Source organism: Robinsoniella sp. KNHs210, from assembly GCF_000686105.1.
GTDB classification, from domain to species: domain Bacteria; phylum Bacillota; class Clostridia; order Lachnospirales; family Lachnospiraceae; genus Robinsoniella; species Robinsoniella peoriensis.
The window spans coordinates 5,344,194-5,361,079 of sequence record NZ_JMLZ01000002.1 but is presented as its reverse complement, the minus strand read 5'-3'; the positions used below and the strand labels follow the sequence as shown (position 1 = coordinate 5,361,079).

The window sequence follows — 16,886 nt, the reverse complement described above, 5'->3', positions numbered from 1 at the left end:
AGTTCGTCAAATACCTTCCGAAATAATCTCATTTTACCTAAAGCAAAAACCCGGTATCATGCCGGATTCCACAGATAAGTTTTCTTATTATTTATATATAGAAAACTTATCTTGAAAACCAGGATGATACCGGGTTCTGTTTCACCCTTACCGTTTACCACTATGCTTCTTCTAAATTCAGGTATTTAGCTACATACTGTCCGGTATAAGATTTTGGATTACGGGCGATTTCTTCCGGTGTACCACTAGCGATAACGGTACCACCTTTGTCTCCGCCTTCCGGGCCGATGTCGATAATATAATCTGCCGTTTTAATTACATCCAGGTTATGCTCGATTACCACTACCGTATTCCCACCTTCTGACAGACGCTGTAATATCTCGATTAATTTATGAACATCCGCAAAATGAAGACCTGTAGTCGGCTCGTCCAGAATGTATATCGTCTTTCCTGTACTACGCTTACTCAATTCTGTTGCCAGCTTGATTCTCTGGGCCTCTCCACCTGATAAGGTGGTTGACGGCTGTCCCAAACGGATATAGGATAATCCCACATCGTAAAGAGTCTCTATTTTCCTGCGAATGGATGGAATATGTTCGAAGAATGTCATAGCTTCTTCCACGGTCATATCCAAGACATCATAGATACTCTTACCTTTATATTTAACATCCAGCGTCTCACGGTTGTATCTTTTTCCCTGACATACTTCACAGGGTACATATACATCGGGAAGAAAATGCATTTCTATTTTCAGGATACCGTCACCACTGCAGGCTTCACAACGGCCGCCCTTGACATTAAAACTAAATCTTCCCTTCTTATATCCTTTCGCTTTTGCATCAGAGGTAGATGCAAATAAGTCACGAATCTGGTCAAACACGCCGGTATAAGTAGCCGGGTTTGATCTTGGAGTACGTCCGATTGGTGACTGGTCGATATCAATCACCTTATCCAGCTGGTCAATTCCTTCGATAGTTACATGCTTTCCGGGTATCACTCTTGCCCGGTTCAAATCCCTTGCAAGCCTCTTATATAAGATCTCATTTACCAGAGAACTTTTACCGGATCCGGATACACCGGTTACGCATGTCATAACTCCAAGGGGAATCTCTACATCTATATTCTTCAGGTTATTCTGTGCTGCACCCACGACTTTAATAAATCCTGCCGGCTCTTTTCTTATTTTCGGAACCGGAATCTTAATTCTTCCGCTGAGATATGCACCTGTCACAGATTTTTTATTTTTCATAATCTGTTTTGCCGTTCCTTCAGCCACGACCTCACCGCCGTGTTCTCCTGCCCCCGGTCCAATATCCACGATATAATCTGCCGCCAGCATTGTGTCCTCATCATGTTCTACTACAATCAGAGTATTTCCCAGATCCTTTAAATTATTTAGTGTACGCAGCAGCTTATCATTATCCCGCTGATGCAGTCCTATACTTGGCTCATCCAGAATATACGCAACCCCTACAAGCCCTGACCCGATCTGCGTAGCCAGGCGGATACGCTGTGCTTCACCACCGGATAAAGTTCCGGTTGCCCTTGCCAGTGTCAGATATTCCAGTCCAACATCGATGAGGAAGCCGATTCTTGCTTTAATCTCTTTTAATATTTGATGTCCAATCATTTCCTGGTGTTCTGTCAGTACCATACTATCCAAAAACTTCTGGAGTTTCCGTATAGACATTGCCGTCACCTGAAAAATATTGGTATCGTTAATTGTAACCGCCAGGGCTTCCTTTTTCAGTCGCTGTCCTCCACAAGTCTTACAAGGTGTTACTCTCATAAATGCTTCATATTCCTGTTTCATGGAATCGGAACCTGTTTCCCGGTAGCGGCGTTCCACATTACGGATCAGCCCTTCAAACGCAACATCATAGACACCTTCTCCACGCTGTCCGCGGTAATATACTTTCACTTCTTTTCCATTTGTCCCATGAATGAGCATATGGCGGATATTTTCCGGCAGATCCTGATACGGCATATTCAAATCAAATTTATACTCTTTTGCCAGTGCATCCAGAATCGCTCTGGTATAACTGCCTTTATCGGTACAAGACTGCCAGCCCATTACCGTAATCGCTCCGTCCGCAATACTCAGGGACTTATCCGGAATCATCAGTTCTTCATCAAACTCCATCTTGTATCCCAATCCATAACAATCCGGACATGCACCGAAAGGATTGTTAAAAGAAAAGCTTCGGGGCTCGATCTCATCAACACTGATACCGCAGTCCGGGCAGGAAAAACTCTGGCTGAACCGCACCGGTTCTCCATCCTGGACATCTACCAGAACCAGTCCTTCTGCCAGATTCAATACATTTTCCAGGGAATCTGTCAGCCTTTTCTGTATCCCTTCTTTTATAACAAGACGGTCTACTACAATTTCGATATTATGCTTTTTATTTTTATCCAGTTTTATTTCTTCAGATAACTCATACATATTCCCATCTACACGGACACGGACATAGCCACTGCGCTTTGCCTGCTCAAACAGTTTCGTATGCTCGCCTTTTCTGCCCCGGATTACCGGTGCAAGAAGCTGAATCTTTGATTTTTCCGGCAAGGACATGATCTGATCCACCATCTGGTCCACCGTCTGCTTCGCGATCTCTTTCCCGCACTTCGGACAGTGGGGGATACCAATTCTGGCATACAGCAGACGGAAGTAGTCATAAATTTCCGTAACCGTTCCAACTGTGGATCTGGGGTTTCTGTTCGTTGATTTCTGATCAATGGAAATCGCCGGCGGAAGACCTTCAATACTCTCTACTTCAGGTTTTTCCATCTGTCCCAGGAACTGTCTTGCATAGGATGACAGAGACTCCATATATCGTCTCTGCCCTTCTGCATAAATAGTATCAAATGCCAGGGAAGATTTACCCGATCCGCTTAGCCCGGTCAAAACCACAAATTCATTTCTGGGAATATTCAAAGTAACATTCTTTAAATTATGCTCGTTAGCTCCTCTTATTTTTATATACTGCTTACCATTTTTTACTGCCATTCTATTCTATCTCCTGTAATTGTTTCTTTAGTGTGATCATCTTGTCACGTAAATCTGCAGCTGCTTCAAAGTTTAATTCTGCCGCTGCCTGCTTCATCTGTTTTTGAACCTCTCCAACCAGTTTTTCCAGTTCTTTTCTGCTCATGGATTCCGGATCTTTTTCGAATTCCATTTCATTTTTAGCCACTGCCTTGGATATACTGATAATATCACGTACCGCTTTTTTAATGGTCTGAGGGGTAATTCCATGCTCCTGGTTATAAGCTTCCTGCACGGCACGCCTTCTCTGTGTCTCGCCAATTGCCAGTCTCATAGAATCCGTTATCACATCTGCATACATGATAACATGCCCGTCTGAGTTTCTGGCCGCACGTCCTATTGTCTGTATCAGACTGGTAGCGGAACGCAGGAAACCTTCTTTATCCGCATCCAGAATTGCAACAAGGGTAATCTCCGGAATATCCAGACCTTCTCTTAACAGGTTAATTCCAACCAGAACATCAAATACACCCAAACGCATATCGCGGATAATTTCAGACCGCTCCAATGTATCGATATCCGAATGCAGATACCTCACTTTAATTCCAATTTCCCTCATATAATCTGTCAAATCTTCAGCCATGCGCTTAGTAAGGGTTGTAATCAGAATCTTATTGCCTTTATCTACTTCTTTATTTACTTCTCCAACCAGATCATCGATCTGGCCTTCTACCGGGCGAACTTCAACCTGGGGATCCAAAAGTCCCGTCGGCCGGATAATCTGCTGTGCTCGCAGCAGTTCATGCTGTTCTTCATAATCTCCCGGTGTTGCAGAGACAAACATAATCTGATCAATTTTGTTTTCAAACTCTTCAAAGTTCAATGGTCTGTTGTCTTTTGCAGAGGGCAGCCGGAATCCATAATCAACCAAGGTACTCTTTCTGGACTGGTCACCTGCATACATTCCCCGAATCTGGGGTACCGTCTTATGAGACTCATCTATAATCATCAGAAAATCATCCGGGAAATAATCAATCAGTGTATGAGGGGTAGCTCCCGGCTCTAATCCCGATAAATGTCTGGAATAATTTTCAATACCGGAACAGAATCCGGTTTCCTTCATCATCTCTATATCAAAATTCGTTCTCTCGGAAATTCTCTGAGCCTCCAGCAGCTTGTCTTCACTTTTGAAATATGCCACTCGTTCCTTCAGCTCTTCTTCAATATTGGCTGCTGCTTCCAGTATTTTCTCCATGGGAACAACATAGTGGGACGCCGGGAAAATGGCAATGTGCTCCAATGAACTTTTAATCTCACCCGTTAATACATCGATTTCTACGATACGGTCAACCTCATCTCCAAAGAACTCCACTCTTACAGCCGTATCACTGGAATCTGCCGGAAATATTTCAAGTACATCCCCTCTTACCCGGAAGGTACCACGCTTAAAGTCCATATCATTCCGGTCATACTGAATGTCAATCAGCTTATGAACCACTTCGTCACGGTCTTTTTCCATTCCCGGGCGCAGTGAGATTACCATCTCCTTATAGTCTACCGGGCTTCCCAATCCATAAATGCAGGAAACACTGGATATAATGATAACATCATCTCTCTCTGCCAGGGATGTGGTCGCTGAAAGCCGAAGCTTATCTATTTCATCGTTTATAGATGAATCCTTCGCTATATAGGTGTCCGATGAAGGGACGTAGGCTTCCGGCTGGTAGTAATCGTAATAGGACACAAAATACTCCACCGCATTCTCCGGAAAGAACTCCTTAAACTCACCGTAAAGCTGGGCAGCAAGGGTTTTATTATGTGCGATAATCAGGGTTGGTTTTTGTAGTTGCTGGATGACGTTTGCCATCGTAAAGGTCTTACCGGAACCTGTGACTCCCAGTAACGTTTCAAATTGGTTGCCTTCTTTAAAGCCCTGAACCAACTCGGCTATAGCCTGCGGCTGGTCGCCGGTGGGCTGATATTCTGATTGTAATTTGAACTCCATAATGTATTTTACCTCCATGGTGACCGAAAAAGTATAGGTTCAAAGAATGTCTGTCTTTTGCAGGTTACGCTAATCCTTCACTGCTTTCCAACAATAATCCATCATAATTGCTCACATACTCTTTGTCCTGCAAAATCCGATATTATTCAAATTCGCTTTCTGCAAAAACTTCAGATTCTTTTTTCATCATTATTAACTGTGTCCTAGTATACCACAGCCCACACTATTTTTCAAACATTTGTTTGCTTTTTTACAATATTTCTCATTCCTAAAAAAAGCCATTATATCAAGGTCTCCCTTCATATAACAGCTTTTCTTATTATTCTAACGCTTTTATAATCTCCCGCTTATAATCCAGAAATGTATCTGTCAGGTTGAAATCAGCCCTTCGGGGCTTTGGCTCCTGTATCCGGATTTCTTTTGTAATCTGCCCTGGCTGCCCGGTTAATAAATAGATGCGGTCCGACAGGATAATGGCCTCGTCTATATCATGGGTGATAAATATGGTTGACAGCCGGATATGTTCCATGACATCCAGATACCATTTATGCATTGCACCTTTTGTAATCGTGTCCAGGGCACTGAACGGTTCGTCCAGAAGTGCCACTCCCTGAGAAAACATATAGGTTCTTAGCAGCGCCGCTCTCTGCCTCATTCCACCGGAAAGCTGGCTGGGATATTTTTTCTCTGTTCCTTCCAATCCAAATTCTTTAAAATAGGAAGATACTTTTTCTCTCGCCGCTTTTTTCCCGATACCTTTTACCAGAAGGGGGAGCGCCACATTATCTTCAATTGTCCGGTACGGAAGCAGCAGGTCTCTCTGAAGCATATAGCTAATGTACCCGGCCTGTCCGGTAATATTTTTTCCATCCAGTAAAATTTCTCCGCCATCCGGTGAAGCCAGCCCTGAAATAACGTTAAAGAGTGTGGTCTTTCCCACACCGCTGACCCCCAGAAGGCAGACCAGTTCCCCTTCACTTACCTCTATTGATACATCTGATAATATCTGTTTATCTTCAAATGCCTTTGATATATGGTTTGCCGCTAATTTTATCATTTTGTCCCCCTGAATCGTGCAAGCTGGCTTGTGCTATTCCTTAATCAGCAGTGTGAAAGCTGTGCTATATCTTAATCAGCAGTGTGAAAGCGATTTTCTTTCACACTTGTCCCCCTGAATCGTGCTGCTTATTGTGGTAAATACTCGTTGGAAAAACCGTATCCTGCAGGAATTTCTTTATCTGCCAGCTTGTTTTCATTAAGCCAGCCATAAAACCCATCCCATCTTGCCGCATCGATATATCCCCAGCTCTTTGCATCCGACTGATATTGGTCCTTTAAATATTCCTGGCTCGCCTGAACCAGTTTGCTGTCCAATTCCGGTGCTGCCTTGCAGAGAATATCCGCCGCACCAGCCGGGTCCTTAATGGCATCCTCGTATCCCTTTGCCAGAGCCGACATAAATGCCTTTGCCGCATCCGTATTATCTTTCAGAAAATCATTATTGGCTACAATAACAGGGGTATAATAATCAAATACCGGGTTGATATCCTTAAATGCGAAATAATCTGTTGGCAGGTCATTTACCTCTGTAGCAATACCACCCCACGCATAATATACCCATATAGCATCCACCTGTTTTGATTTCAGAGCAGTCACTTCATCTGTTACTGTGCTTGGAATCAGTTTCACTTTACTGAAATCACCGCCATCCTGTTCTACTACATTTGCAATCATCGCTTTTTCTACCGGTAGATCCCAGGTAGCATAAACATGGTCTTCCATCCCTTTGGGTGCGTCCATGCCTTCCCCTTTTCTGGAAATAATTCCGGATGTATTATGCTGGATCACAGCTGCAACTGCCGTTACCGGAAGCGGATCTTCCCTTGCAAATGCAGGAGCCAGCGAATCCTGGAAATCCACGCCAAACTGTGCTTTTCCGGAAGCAACAAGTGCCGTAGCACCATCTTCCGGAGGCTGTACAATCTCAACTTCCAGACCGGCTTCCTCAAAATATCCCTTTTCCTGAGCTACATAGAGTCCGGTATGGTTGGTATTCGGTGTCCAGTCCAGTACAAATGTGAGCTTTGTCTTTTCTCCTGCTGTTTTTGCCTGGCTCTCTGACTGCGCTTCTCCGCCGTCTTCTGCCGTATTGTCCTTTTGTGCTGCAGGATTTTCTGTCTCTACAGCTTGTGTATCACCGGATGCACCGGTTATTTCTCCTTTTGACGCACTGGTTCCGCAGCCTGCCAGAGCCATAACCATAGTCAGGCTTAACGTAACCGCCAATAAATTCTTTTTCATTTGTATTCTCCTCTAAATTCTCTGTTTCAAATATATTCACTATTCAAATTACATTCACTGTTGCAAATATTTGCAAATGTTTTTACTATTTTATAAATCACATTTTTTCATGTATTATTCTAAATGATCCCAGGGCATCAACTTCTTGCGCAGTATTGTTACCAGCCACATCAGAACCAGACTAATTGCTGATATCAGAAAAATTACTGCAAACATTTTATCAAAAGAATAAGCACTCCGCACCCGGGTCATGTATACTCCAAGCCCCTGAAATCCACCCAGCCATTCCGCAATCACTGCTCCCACTACAGAATAAGAGACTGAAATTTTAAGACTTGTAAAAAAATTGCCCAACGCACCGGGAAGTTTCACATAGCGAAAAATCTGTCCCTGGCTTGCCCCCATGGATCTCATAAGATTCATGGTATCTTTATCCGCCGCCCGGAAACCTTCTAAAAGTCCCACTGCAATCGGGAAAAAAGTTACGATTACAATCAATGTAACTTTCGGCGCAACATCATATCCCATCCACAATACTAAAAGCGGTGCAATGGCAATTGTAGGGATCGTCTGGGTAATCACCATGATCGGATAAAATGCCTTATACACTCCTTCAAAACGATCCATCAACACCGCAGCCAGAAATCCGGTCAATATGCCGATTCCCAGACCCAGAAAAGCCTCAATCAGCGTTGTCCCCAAATGCATCATCAATAAGTTGAAATCACTTACAAATGCTTTGATGACAGCCACCGGCGACGGCAGCATAAAAGAAGGCACCAGTTCAAATGATGATGCCGCCTGCCATAAAACAAGCAAAGCCAGGATCGCACTGATACAATAAAGCTTACTGGTGATGCTTTGTAACTTTCTTTTCAATCGTAAGTACATCTCCTTCCGGCTTATAGGAAACTTTAATATATGCCGCAACAGACGGTGCACCTGCGCGTATTGCAATGTGCTGGCATTCTTTGATAATATCCATTAACTCATCATAATCACCTTCGATTGCAGTCTCAAAAGGTCCTACATAATAATTTAAACCCGTGCTTTTAATATACGCAATTACTTCATCTACAATACGGATTAATTCCTCATCATTTTTTGCTTCCGGTAAAGTTTGGATCGCTACACTTGCATTCATCTTTCATTTCTCCATTTCTTATATTATTATTTTATATAAAACAAAAACCCTATCTTCTCGATAGGGTTTTATCAATCAGCTGCAATTTATCTAAAGTTACGAAAACTGCTCCATTGGTATATTTCCCTACGCTGGTATGATCCAGATCAGGTTATGGGTCTAAACATTGGTGTAGTTTACTCTCAGCCGGGTTCTCCCGACTCCCCTTATTTCTTGTTGCTTTTATAATTATTATTTGCTGCTTAAATATTTTTCAATATTGTTCATAGCTTCCTGCTCATCGCTGCCTTCTACAATGACATTAACATTTTCACCTGCTACCAGGCCCAAAGTCATCATACCCATTATACTCTTAGCATTCACTTTCTTGTCACCACATTCTACATGGATATCGCTCTCATACTGGCTTGCCACCTGCACCAAAAGTGCTACCGGTCTTGCTTCCAATCCACTTGGAATCTGAATTGTGATAGGTTTTTTAATCATAATGTTTCTCCTCCTTGTTCTCTCTTAGCTCATCCGCTAAATTGCTTAATTTTCTCAATCTATGATTTACTCCTGATTTTCCAACTTGAGGTGTTAACAACATTCCCAATTCCTTTAGTGTCGCATCCGGCTGGGCTAACCGTAGTTCTGCCATTTCAGCCAATCCTTCGGACAGACTTTCAAATCCTGCCGTTGACTGAATATACTTGATATCTTCTATTTGTTTTACTGCCGCGCTGACTGTTTTATGAATATTAGCCGTCTCGCAATTAACCTTTCGGTTCACCTCGTTGCGCATGTCCTTCAAAATCCGGACATTCTCTAAATTCATAAGTGCCACATGTGCCTCCATGATATTCAATATATCGACTATTTGTGCGCCTTCTTTAATATAGACAACATAATATTTCTTTCTGGCTACGATTTTGGCATCCAGATCGAAACTATTTATAATCGCCTGCAGCTGTTCTGCCTTATGTATGGTCGTGCAGACAATTTCAAAATGATAAAACTTCTGCGGATCACTGATCGAACCTGCTGCCAGAAAAGCGCCTCTGATAAATGCCCTTTTACAGCATGTGTTCTGAATCACCATATTATTCACTATGGAAAGATTTTCTTCTACTTCCATATCCTTATTCAGGAGCTTGGCAGCCTTCAAAATCATAAGTGAATCTTCGTGTCGTTTTACCAAAACCATATACACGCGGCTTTTTCTTACAGACACATTCTGTCTGATAGAAACCTCCGTCTCTATATTAAAGGTTTTTCTCAATAAAGTAAAGTACTTTCTTGCGACTGCGATATTTTCTGTCTGGATTCTTACACTGTATTTGTCTTTGCTGGAGATGGATATACCACCGCACATACTTATGATTGCGGTAATTTCTGCAATTTGGCAATGTCTCGCGCTGCTGGACTGTCTTGATAATTCTTCTTTGACATCGCTTGAAAAAGACATAACACACCCTCTTATCTATTAATATCCCTGTGTTCTATTTTCAGTCCGTATTCATCCTTGGGACCAAGGGTTTCGAACAGCCTGTTTGCCAATGTTACTGAACGGTGTTTCCCTCCCGTACAGCCAATGCTGATAACCAACTGGTTTTTTCCTTCTATAATGTAATTCGGTATGAGAAATTCTACCATATCGGTCAGTTTATTCAAAAATTCATGTGCTATGTCATATCCCATAACATAGTCCTGTACTTCCCTGTCATTTCCGGTCTTGTGCTTTAACTCTTCAATATAGAAAGGATTTGGCAGAAAGCGTACATCAAATACCAGATCTGAATCACTTGGTATCCCATATTTAAAGCCGAAGGATAAAATAGTAATCATGATATTTTTAAATTCCTGGTTTTGCACAAATATCTTATCCAGTTCCAGCTTCAGCTCCCTGGTCAGCAGCTGACTGGTATCCAGGATATAATCCGCATGCTGTTTTAAGAAAACCAGCTGTTCCCGCTCTGCGGCAATTCCCTTATCAATTCTGCCGTTTTTTGCAAGTGGATGGGCTCTTCTGGTTTCCTTGTAACGTTTCACAAGAACTGCATCTGCCGCATCCAGAAAGAGGATCTCATAATGGAATCCTTCTATTACCATTGACTCCAAAACATGTTCCAGTTCCTTTAATGCCCTGCCGTTTCGCACATCTACGCCCATTGCCACTTTATTTATCTCGTTTCCCGGTGTACAGGCCAGTTCTGCAAACTTACGCAGGAGCTGTATCGGCAGATTATCTACACAAAAATAACCAACATCCTCCAGCATCTTAAGCGCCGTACTTTTACCTGCTCCGGACATTCCCGTAACAATTACGAATCTCATCCTTAGAATTCTCCTAATCTTTTCACTTCCGGCTCTAATGTCACACCGAACTGTTCTTTCACACGTCCGGTAACTTCATCCATCAGTGCCACAATGTCTCTGGCAGAAGCATTCCCTTTATTAATCACAAATCCACAATGCTTTTCTGAAACCTGAGCATCTCCAACGGAGAATCCTCTCAGTCCTGCATCCATAATCAGCTTTCCGGCAAAATACCCTTCCGGCCGTTTAAACGTACTGCCGGCGCTGGGGTACTCCAGAGGCTGTTTTGTAACTCTTTTATTTTTCAATTCTTCCATAAGGCTTCGGATCTGGTCCGGATCACCTTTTTTTAATTCAAGACTTACTTCCAATACAATATCATTCTGTCTGGCTACCAGACTGGTTCGATACCCTAACTGAAGTTCCTGATTTGACAGCTTTTGAATGCTGCCTTCCTGTGTCATGACCGTGGCAGAAAGAATTACATCTTTCATTTCTCCGCCATAGGCACCTGCGTTCATAACTACCGCACCACCGATTGTCCCAGGAATCCCTGATGCAAATTCAAATCCGGTAAGTCCTGCATCTAAAGCTTTCTTAGCTACTTTCGACAACAAAGCCCCGGACTTTGCAGTGATCTGCGTTCCTTCTATTATAATATCACTGTAATTCTTAAAAATTTGAATAATGACTCCGCGATAACCTTTGTCACCCACCAAAAGATTACTGCCGTTTCCCAAAACATAAAACGGCTCTCCGGTGTTCTTACACACCTGCACCACACGTCCAATTTCATCTTTGGAATGAGGCAATACATAAAAATCTGCCGGACCTCCAATTCGGAAAGTGGTATGTTTCTTCATTTCTTCATCTACATGTACATTGTCACTTCCGACAATCTCACACAACTGATTATACAAATCCTGATTCACTTTTTACCCCTAATCTGTTTTTATATCCAGTACCATATATACCCTTAAACCGGAAAAATAGACCAGCAATTTGACCGGCTGCCCGGTATCGTTGTACCGATTTATAAAAGTCATTTTATTTGGCCTGTACTTTACTCCCTATAATACAATAAAGAGGGCTTTATTTCAAGCCCTCTTTTTGATGGATTTCTCTTACTATGTGAATTTTACAGAAATATATTCTATCATTAAGTACTTTTAAATGTTCTCCTTGATACAATAAATGCAATCTATAAACACTAAGTAATAAGGAGTAAATTTATCAGACTATTTATAAGATCCCACTGGCCCGAATACTCTCCACAATCTCCTCTATCCGCTCCACATTCTCCACCAGGGCAAATCTCACATATCCTTCACCCAAAGTTCCAAAGCTGCTGCCCGGTACACAGATGACGCCGGATTTTTCCATCAGTTCCATTACAAATTCATTCGAATCTGTATAACCATCCGGCAATGGCGCCCATACAAACATTGTGCCCTCACTGTCTGGCACATTCCAGCCGATGCTGCGAAGTCCGCCGCAAAGCGCCTGATTTCTTTTTTCATATTCCCGGCACTGCTCTTCTACCATATGAAACGGTCCATTCAGCGCTGCCGCTGCCCCATACTGAACAGGCAGAAATACACCGTAATCGATCTGGGTTCTGACCGCCCGGAATTTCTCGATAATTTTTTTATTTCCAATGGCAAAGGACATTCTGGCACCGGTGTAGTTAAATGATTTAGATAGGGAATAAAATTCAACACCTACTTCTTTTGCCCCTTCAAACTGCAAAAAGGAACCTCCTTTTCTTCCGCCATAAATGATATCGGAATAGGCATTGTCATGTAATATTACAATTTCATACTTTCTGGCAAATGCGATCAGCTCTTCATAAAAACTGTCAGGAGCAACTGCGCAGACCGGATTTGCCGGATAATTTACTACCATAAATTTTGCGGCTTTTGCTGTTTCTTCCGGAATTTCATCCAGCCGGGGTAAAAAATTATTTTCTTTGTATAATGGATACTGTATTGTCTTTGCATCGCATAGGGATGGACCAATATTGAATATAGGATATCCAGGATTCGGAACCAGCACCACATCCTGCGGGTTGCACAATGTCCATGCAAAATGTGCCATTCCTTCCTGGGATCCATTCATGGACATAATTTCATCCGCTTCCAGCGCAACCTGGAATCTTTTTTGGTAGAAGTCCTGTACAGCCTGTATAAGCTGCGGAATATCTACCAGGGCATATTTGTAGTTGTCCGGGTCTTTTGCAGCCTCAGATACGGCTTCTATGATGTGTGGAGCGGTTTTAAAGTCCGGTGTACCTACCGAAAGATTATATATTTTCTTTCCCTGCCTGATTAACTCTTCCTTTTTTTCATTGAGCACGGTAAATATTCCCGCTTGAAACATATTTGACTTATTGGAAAATGTAATATTCATAACGTTTTTAACCCTCTTTTCTCCGATGTATGTGACACTACTTAACTAATTTACCTGATTAGCTTTTATTTGTTCATTTTCAATAAATTTATGGTTCAAATACACATGCAGTATCTGCTGTATATTTGAACCATATTATTTTTACTCTTATACTTACTTCGTTTTTGCTCAGGTTCTCCTATAAACGCATTACCTTATTCATAGCCAGATGCTAATGAAGACTTATTTACTTTCTTTATATTCCGGTTTCCCTGCAGACTCATTGCTTTCCTCATATTCAGTTCCATCACCCGCTGGCTCATAGTTTTCCTCATACTCAGATTCATCACCTTCAGGCTCATAGTCTTCCTCATATTCAGATTCATCACCCGCTGGCTCATAGTTTTCCTCATACTCAGATTCATCAACTGCAGGCTCATAGTCTTCCTCATATTCAGATTCATCACCCACAGGCTCATAGTTTTCCTCATACTCAGATTCATCACCTACAGGCTCATACTCTTCCTCATATTCAGATTTATTACCTGCAGGCTCATACTCTTCCTCATATTCAGTTCCATCACCTGCAGGCTCATAGTCTTCCTCATACTCAGATTCTCCTGCAGTCCCATATCTTGTTTCATACTCAGATTTTCCTGAATCCTCATAACTTTCTCCAAACCCAGATTCTTCGTAAGCTCCAGTCATACCTTGATAATCATTTTCATAATCTTCATCATAATCATCGTCATCGATATCTTCTTCTTCGCTTTCAGCTATTATGCCTTTTTTCCTTCTGCTTCTTCCTTCCAGCATAATTGTAACCATAAACAGAACAATGCTGGCAATGCTGATAAAGCTTCCGGACCATAATCCTTCCGGCGTAAAGTCCATAGTAATCTCGTGTGCGCCCTCATTCAGGTCAAATCCCATGAGCGCGGTACCAACAGCATACGTTTCGATTTCTTTTCCATCCACCATTACTTTCCAGCCGGTATCATATGGAATGGAGGTAAGCAGGGTTCCTGCTGTTTTCACATCGATATTGCCTCTTATTTTTCCATCTTCCGCCGTTGTTACATTCATCTGGTTTGCTGAAAGTTTTTCATACATCTTCGCATAATCTTCATCCTTGCAGGTATAGACACGGACTCCAACCGGATTTTCGTTTCCTTCTTTATAAGTGATGGTCACGTTAGCTTTGCCATCCTCAGTTACTCTTCCCAGATCAAAGAGATTGGTGTTATAACCGTTAATCGTCTTCTCATACTGCGGAGTCTTGATCACCAGTTTTTCCACATTGGAGGTCATTTCCAGATAGGTCTGTTCGCCCGGGTACAGACGGATAATATATGTGGGACCTTCTTCAATGTCGTACTCTTCTCTCAAAGTATACATCGGATCACTGCCCGTAGCCAATCCGGCAAACTGATCCTGGATTTCCATAGGAACCAGTCCTTCAATCTGCCAGTCCTTAATGGCTGAATCCACCATAAAGCCCAGTGACAGTGCATTTTCATTTTTATAAAGGGCCAGTGGCTCTTCATAACCGACGCGGTTCATATTATAAAGAGTATCTGAATCGGCTTTGGAAACCAGATAACGGACTCCAAATACATCATTAAACAATTTTGTCATACCGTTATAGCCATTCTTATTTGTGCGGGCTTCCATACCAATACCTTTGCACATATTTACCGTAGCAGCCGGCATTGTGGATGAAAACAGCACTACACCATTACCGCCCATGAACATCGTTTCATTCCGCATTCTCTGACTGTCAATTTCACTTCGGTAGAAATCTTTATCTCCCTGCTCCGCCATTAATTTCTTATAGGCACTCTGCTCATCCAGATAAGTACTTCTTCCAACAGTACCATTACTGCAGACACCATAGATTCCCATTGTGATCATCTCCGCCAGCATAACACCCAGAATCACGTTCAGTACAACCACCGCCCGAAGTTTCATAAAGCGGCAGAGCAATAACAGGATACTGTAAATTACAAGCAGTCCCAGCGTTACCAGATAAACATACATATCTCGTTCCCCGGCTTTTGTAATCATGCAGTATACCACAAATCCAATGGGCACAAGACAGGATATTATAATTTTGACTGCATGCATATTTTTCACATGGGTGAAAGCTTCATACCCCATGATCAGAATTAAGCAGATATAAATAAATGAAAAACGGTTAGGCAGACCATTCTGAGTATGGAATCCATGCCATATAAAGTTAAGCATATTGAAATTAAAACTCAGCACCAAAAGTGCACAGAGCAGAATTTTTGAAATTCGTTCCCGCAGGCTCACCTTTTTATCCAGCAGATAAAGTACTACCAGGATCAGTATAATGACGCCGCAGTAAGCATTTACCCCAGCCTGGTCGTCCGCAATGTTGATAGGCTCAACAAAGGCAAAATGGCTGGTGAGCTGATCGATGGTACTGGTGAAGAACTTGATCTTATCCGGAAATCCATTGTCATCCATGGATTCTGTAATTCCCAGCGCCTTATATGCCGGCATCAGAACAAGCGCTGCCATTCCACCGCTGAGCAGTGCATACCAGGCAAAGTTAATTCCGGATTTAAAAAATGCCTTGATGGTAAATCTCTTTGCTGCGATCCACTGTACCAGAAAATATAGACAGGAAAATAAACACAGCATAAATCCGATATAATAATTACAATAAAGCCCCAGGAACAGTGAAAGACCAAAGGTTCTTCCGCTTTCCCCTTTTACAATCCGTTCAATGCCGAGCATGACAATTGGAAGAAGGGCAATGCTGTCCAGCCACATCAAATTGAAATAATATCCAATCATAAAGCTGCTGAGGGCATACATTACGGCAAACACTACCGGAGTAAAATTCTTCCCTTTATTGCGCGTGGTTAAGTAATATCCAAAACATCCCCCGCATAAAGCGATCTTGATAATGATCAGGTAAGCCATCACATCCATCATATTCCTTGCCGGGAATAATACGATCAGGAAATTCAGCGGGCTTGCCAGATAATAAGCATACGTTGCCCAGAAATTATATCCCAGACCTCCGCCAAAAGAATAAAGTAAAGACTCACTGGCAGCAAGCTTGTCATGAAAATCCGTAAAAAACGGGAGATACTGATGCAGGGAATCAATAATCAACACACCATGATCCCCAAACGGAAATACTCCATTCGCAATGTATGCAATCAGCATAACAATTGCCGGAATTCCCGCAGATGCAATGACACACCATTTCTTTGTCCTGCGGATCTTCAATTCTTTTTCCGTCAATTCAGAAATATCCTTTTTTTCTTTAAATACAAACGCTTTGCTGAAAACATAATTTAATACTAATACTACAACCTGAATTACCAGCTTGGCTATTAAATCATTCATGCCCCAGACACAGCTCAGCAGGAGGACCCCAAACACTTCAATATACATGGTCAAAAGCCGCATTCCTACAAACTGCGCACATTCTTTAATAACTTCCCAAACGGTATTTCGCTTACTCTCAAATACAAAGATTTTGTTTACCACATAGGCAAAAGCAATTGCCAGCAATATGGAAATAAAGTTGGCTATAGTAATGTCGATGCCCAATACTGTACGCATAAGCGTATAAGAAACCAGGTTAACGAGTGTGGTACATCCGCCAAAGAAAATGTAACGGACCGCCTGATTTTTAAACAATTTTTTTATCCAGTTCATTTTGCACTCCTCATTTAAAATACTGTCGTGTTAAGTATAGCTTTTGATATTTGAAAAAT

General features: G+C 42.1%; 12 protein-coding genes and 1 riboswitch. All 12 genes read right to left on the bottom strand.

The genetic code is table 11. The features are described 5' to 3' along the window. Window positions 1-160: 160 nt before the first annotated feature. The 12 genes from uvrA to CD03_RS0129755 all read right to left on the bottom strand — a co-directional run bounded on the left by uvrA (window position 161) and on the right by CD03_RS0129755 (window position 16,827). A complete protein-coding gene (gene uvrA / locus CD03_RS0129815; protein WP_027296741.1) occupies window positions 161-3,010 on the bottom strand; it encodes an excinuclease ABC subunit UvrA in 2,850 nt (949 codons plus the stop codon). Window position 3,011: 1 nt separating this feature from the next. Further along, a complete protein-coding gene (uvrB, locus tag CD03_RS0129810; RefSeq protein ID WP_044289759.1) occupies window positions 3,012-5,012 on the bottom strand; it encodes an excinuclease ABC subunit UvrB in 2,001 nt (666 codons plus the stop codon). A gap of 301 nt (window positions 5,013-5,313) precedes the next feature. After that, the gene (locus CD03_RS0129805; protein ID WP_027296739.1) at window positions 5,314-6,051 is read right to left on the bottom strand and encodes an ABC transporter ATP-binding protein; all 738 of its coding nucleotides are present in this window, start codon (window positions 6,049-6,051) and stop codon (window positions 5,314-5,316) included. A gap of 128 nt (window positions 6,052-6,179) precedes the next feature. Further along, window positions 6,180-7,295, bottom strand: a complete 1,116-nt coding sequence (locus CD03_RS0129800; RefSeq protein WP_027296738.1) for an ABC transporter substrate-binding protein — start codon at window positions 7,293-7,295, stop codon at window positions 6,180-6,182. Window positions 7,296-7,409: 114 nt separating this feature from the next. Then, the gene (locus tag CD03_RS0129795) at window positions 7,410-8,174 is read right to left on the bottom strand and encodes an ABC transporter permease (RefSeq protein ID WP_027296737.1); all 765 of its coding nucleotides are present in this window, start codon (window positions 8,172-8,174) and stop codon (window positions 7,410-7,412) included. Continuing rightward, complete coding sequence (locus CD03_RS0129790; RefSeq protein WP_027296736.1) at window positions 8,143-8,439, bottom strand: thiamine-binding protein; 297 nt, start codon at window positions 8,437-8,439, stop codon at window positions 8,143-8,145. Before CD03_RS0129790 ends, CD03_RS0129795 begins: the two co-directional genes overlap by 32 nt. A gap of 106 nt (window positions 8,440-8,545) precedes the next feature. Then, window positions 8,546-8,656: riboswitch (TPP riboswitch) on the bottom strand. Between the two features lie 14 nt (window positions 8,657-8,670). Continuing rightward, window positions 8,671-8,925, bottom strand: coding sequence for an HPr family phosphocarrier protein (locus CD03_RS0129785; RefSeq protein WP_027296735.1), 255 nt, complete (start codon window positions 8,923-8,925; stop codon window positions 8,671-8,673). Further along, on the bottom strand, window positions 8,918-9,886 hold the full coding sequence (gene whiA, locus CD03_RS0129780) for a DNA-binding protein WhiA (protein WP_027296734.1): 969 nt from the start codon (window positions 9,884-9,886) through the stop codon (window positions 8,918-8,920). The genes CD03_RS0129785 and whiA overlap by 8 nt, the downstream gene beginning before the upstream one ends. Window positions 9,887-9,897: 11 nt before the next feature. Next, window positions 9,898-10,755 (bottom strand): RNase adapter RapZ, encoded by an 858-nt coding sequence (rapZ, locus tag CD03_RS0129775; RefSeq protein WP_027296733.1) that lies wholly within the window; start codon window positions 10,753-10,755, stop codon window positions 9,898-9,900. 2 nt (window positions 10,756-10,757) lie between these two features. Next, window positions 10,758-11,669 carry a UDP-N-acetylmuramate dehydrogenase gene (gene murB, locus CD03_RS0129770; protein WP_027296732.1) on the bottom strand — a complete coding sequence of 304 codons (912 nt, stop codon included), beginning with the start codon at window positions 11,667-11,669 and terminating at the stop codon, window positions 10,758-10,760. A gap of 310 nt (window positions 11,670-11,979) precedes the next feature. After that, a complete protein-coding gene (locus tag CD03_RS0129760; protein WP_027296731.1) occupies window positions 11,980-13,146 on the bottom strand; it encodes an aminotransferase class I/II-fold pyridoxal phosphate-dependent enzyme in 1,167 nt (388 codons plus the stop codon). Window positions 13,147-13,368: 222 nt separating this feature from the next. Then, entirely contained in the window at window positions 13,369-16,827 is a 3,459-nt protein-coding gene (locus CD03_RS0129755) for a YfhO family protein (RefSeq protein WP_027296730.1), read from the bottom strand. Window positions 16,828-16,886 lie beyond the last annotated feature (59 nt).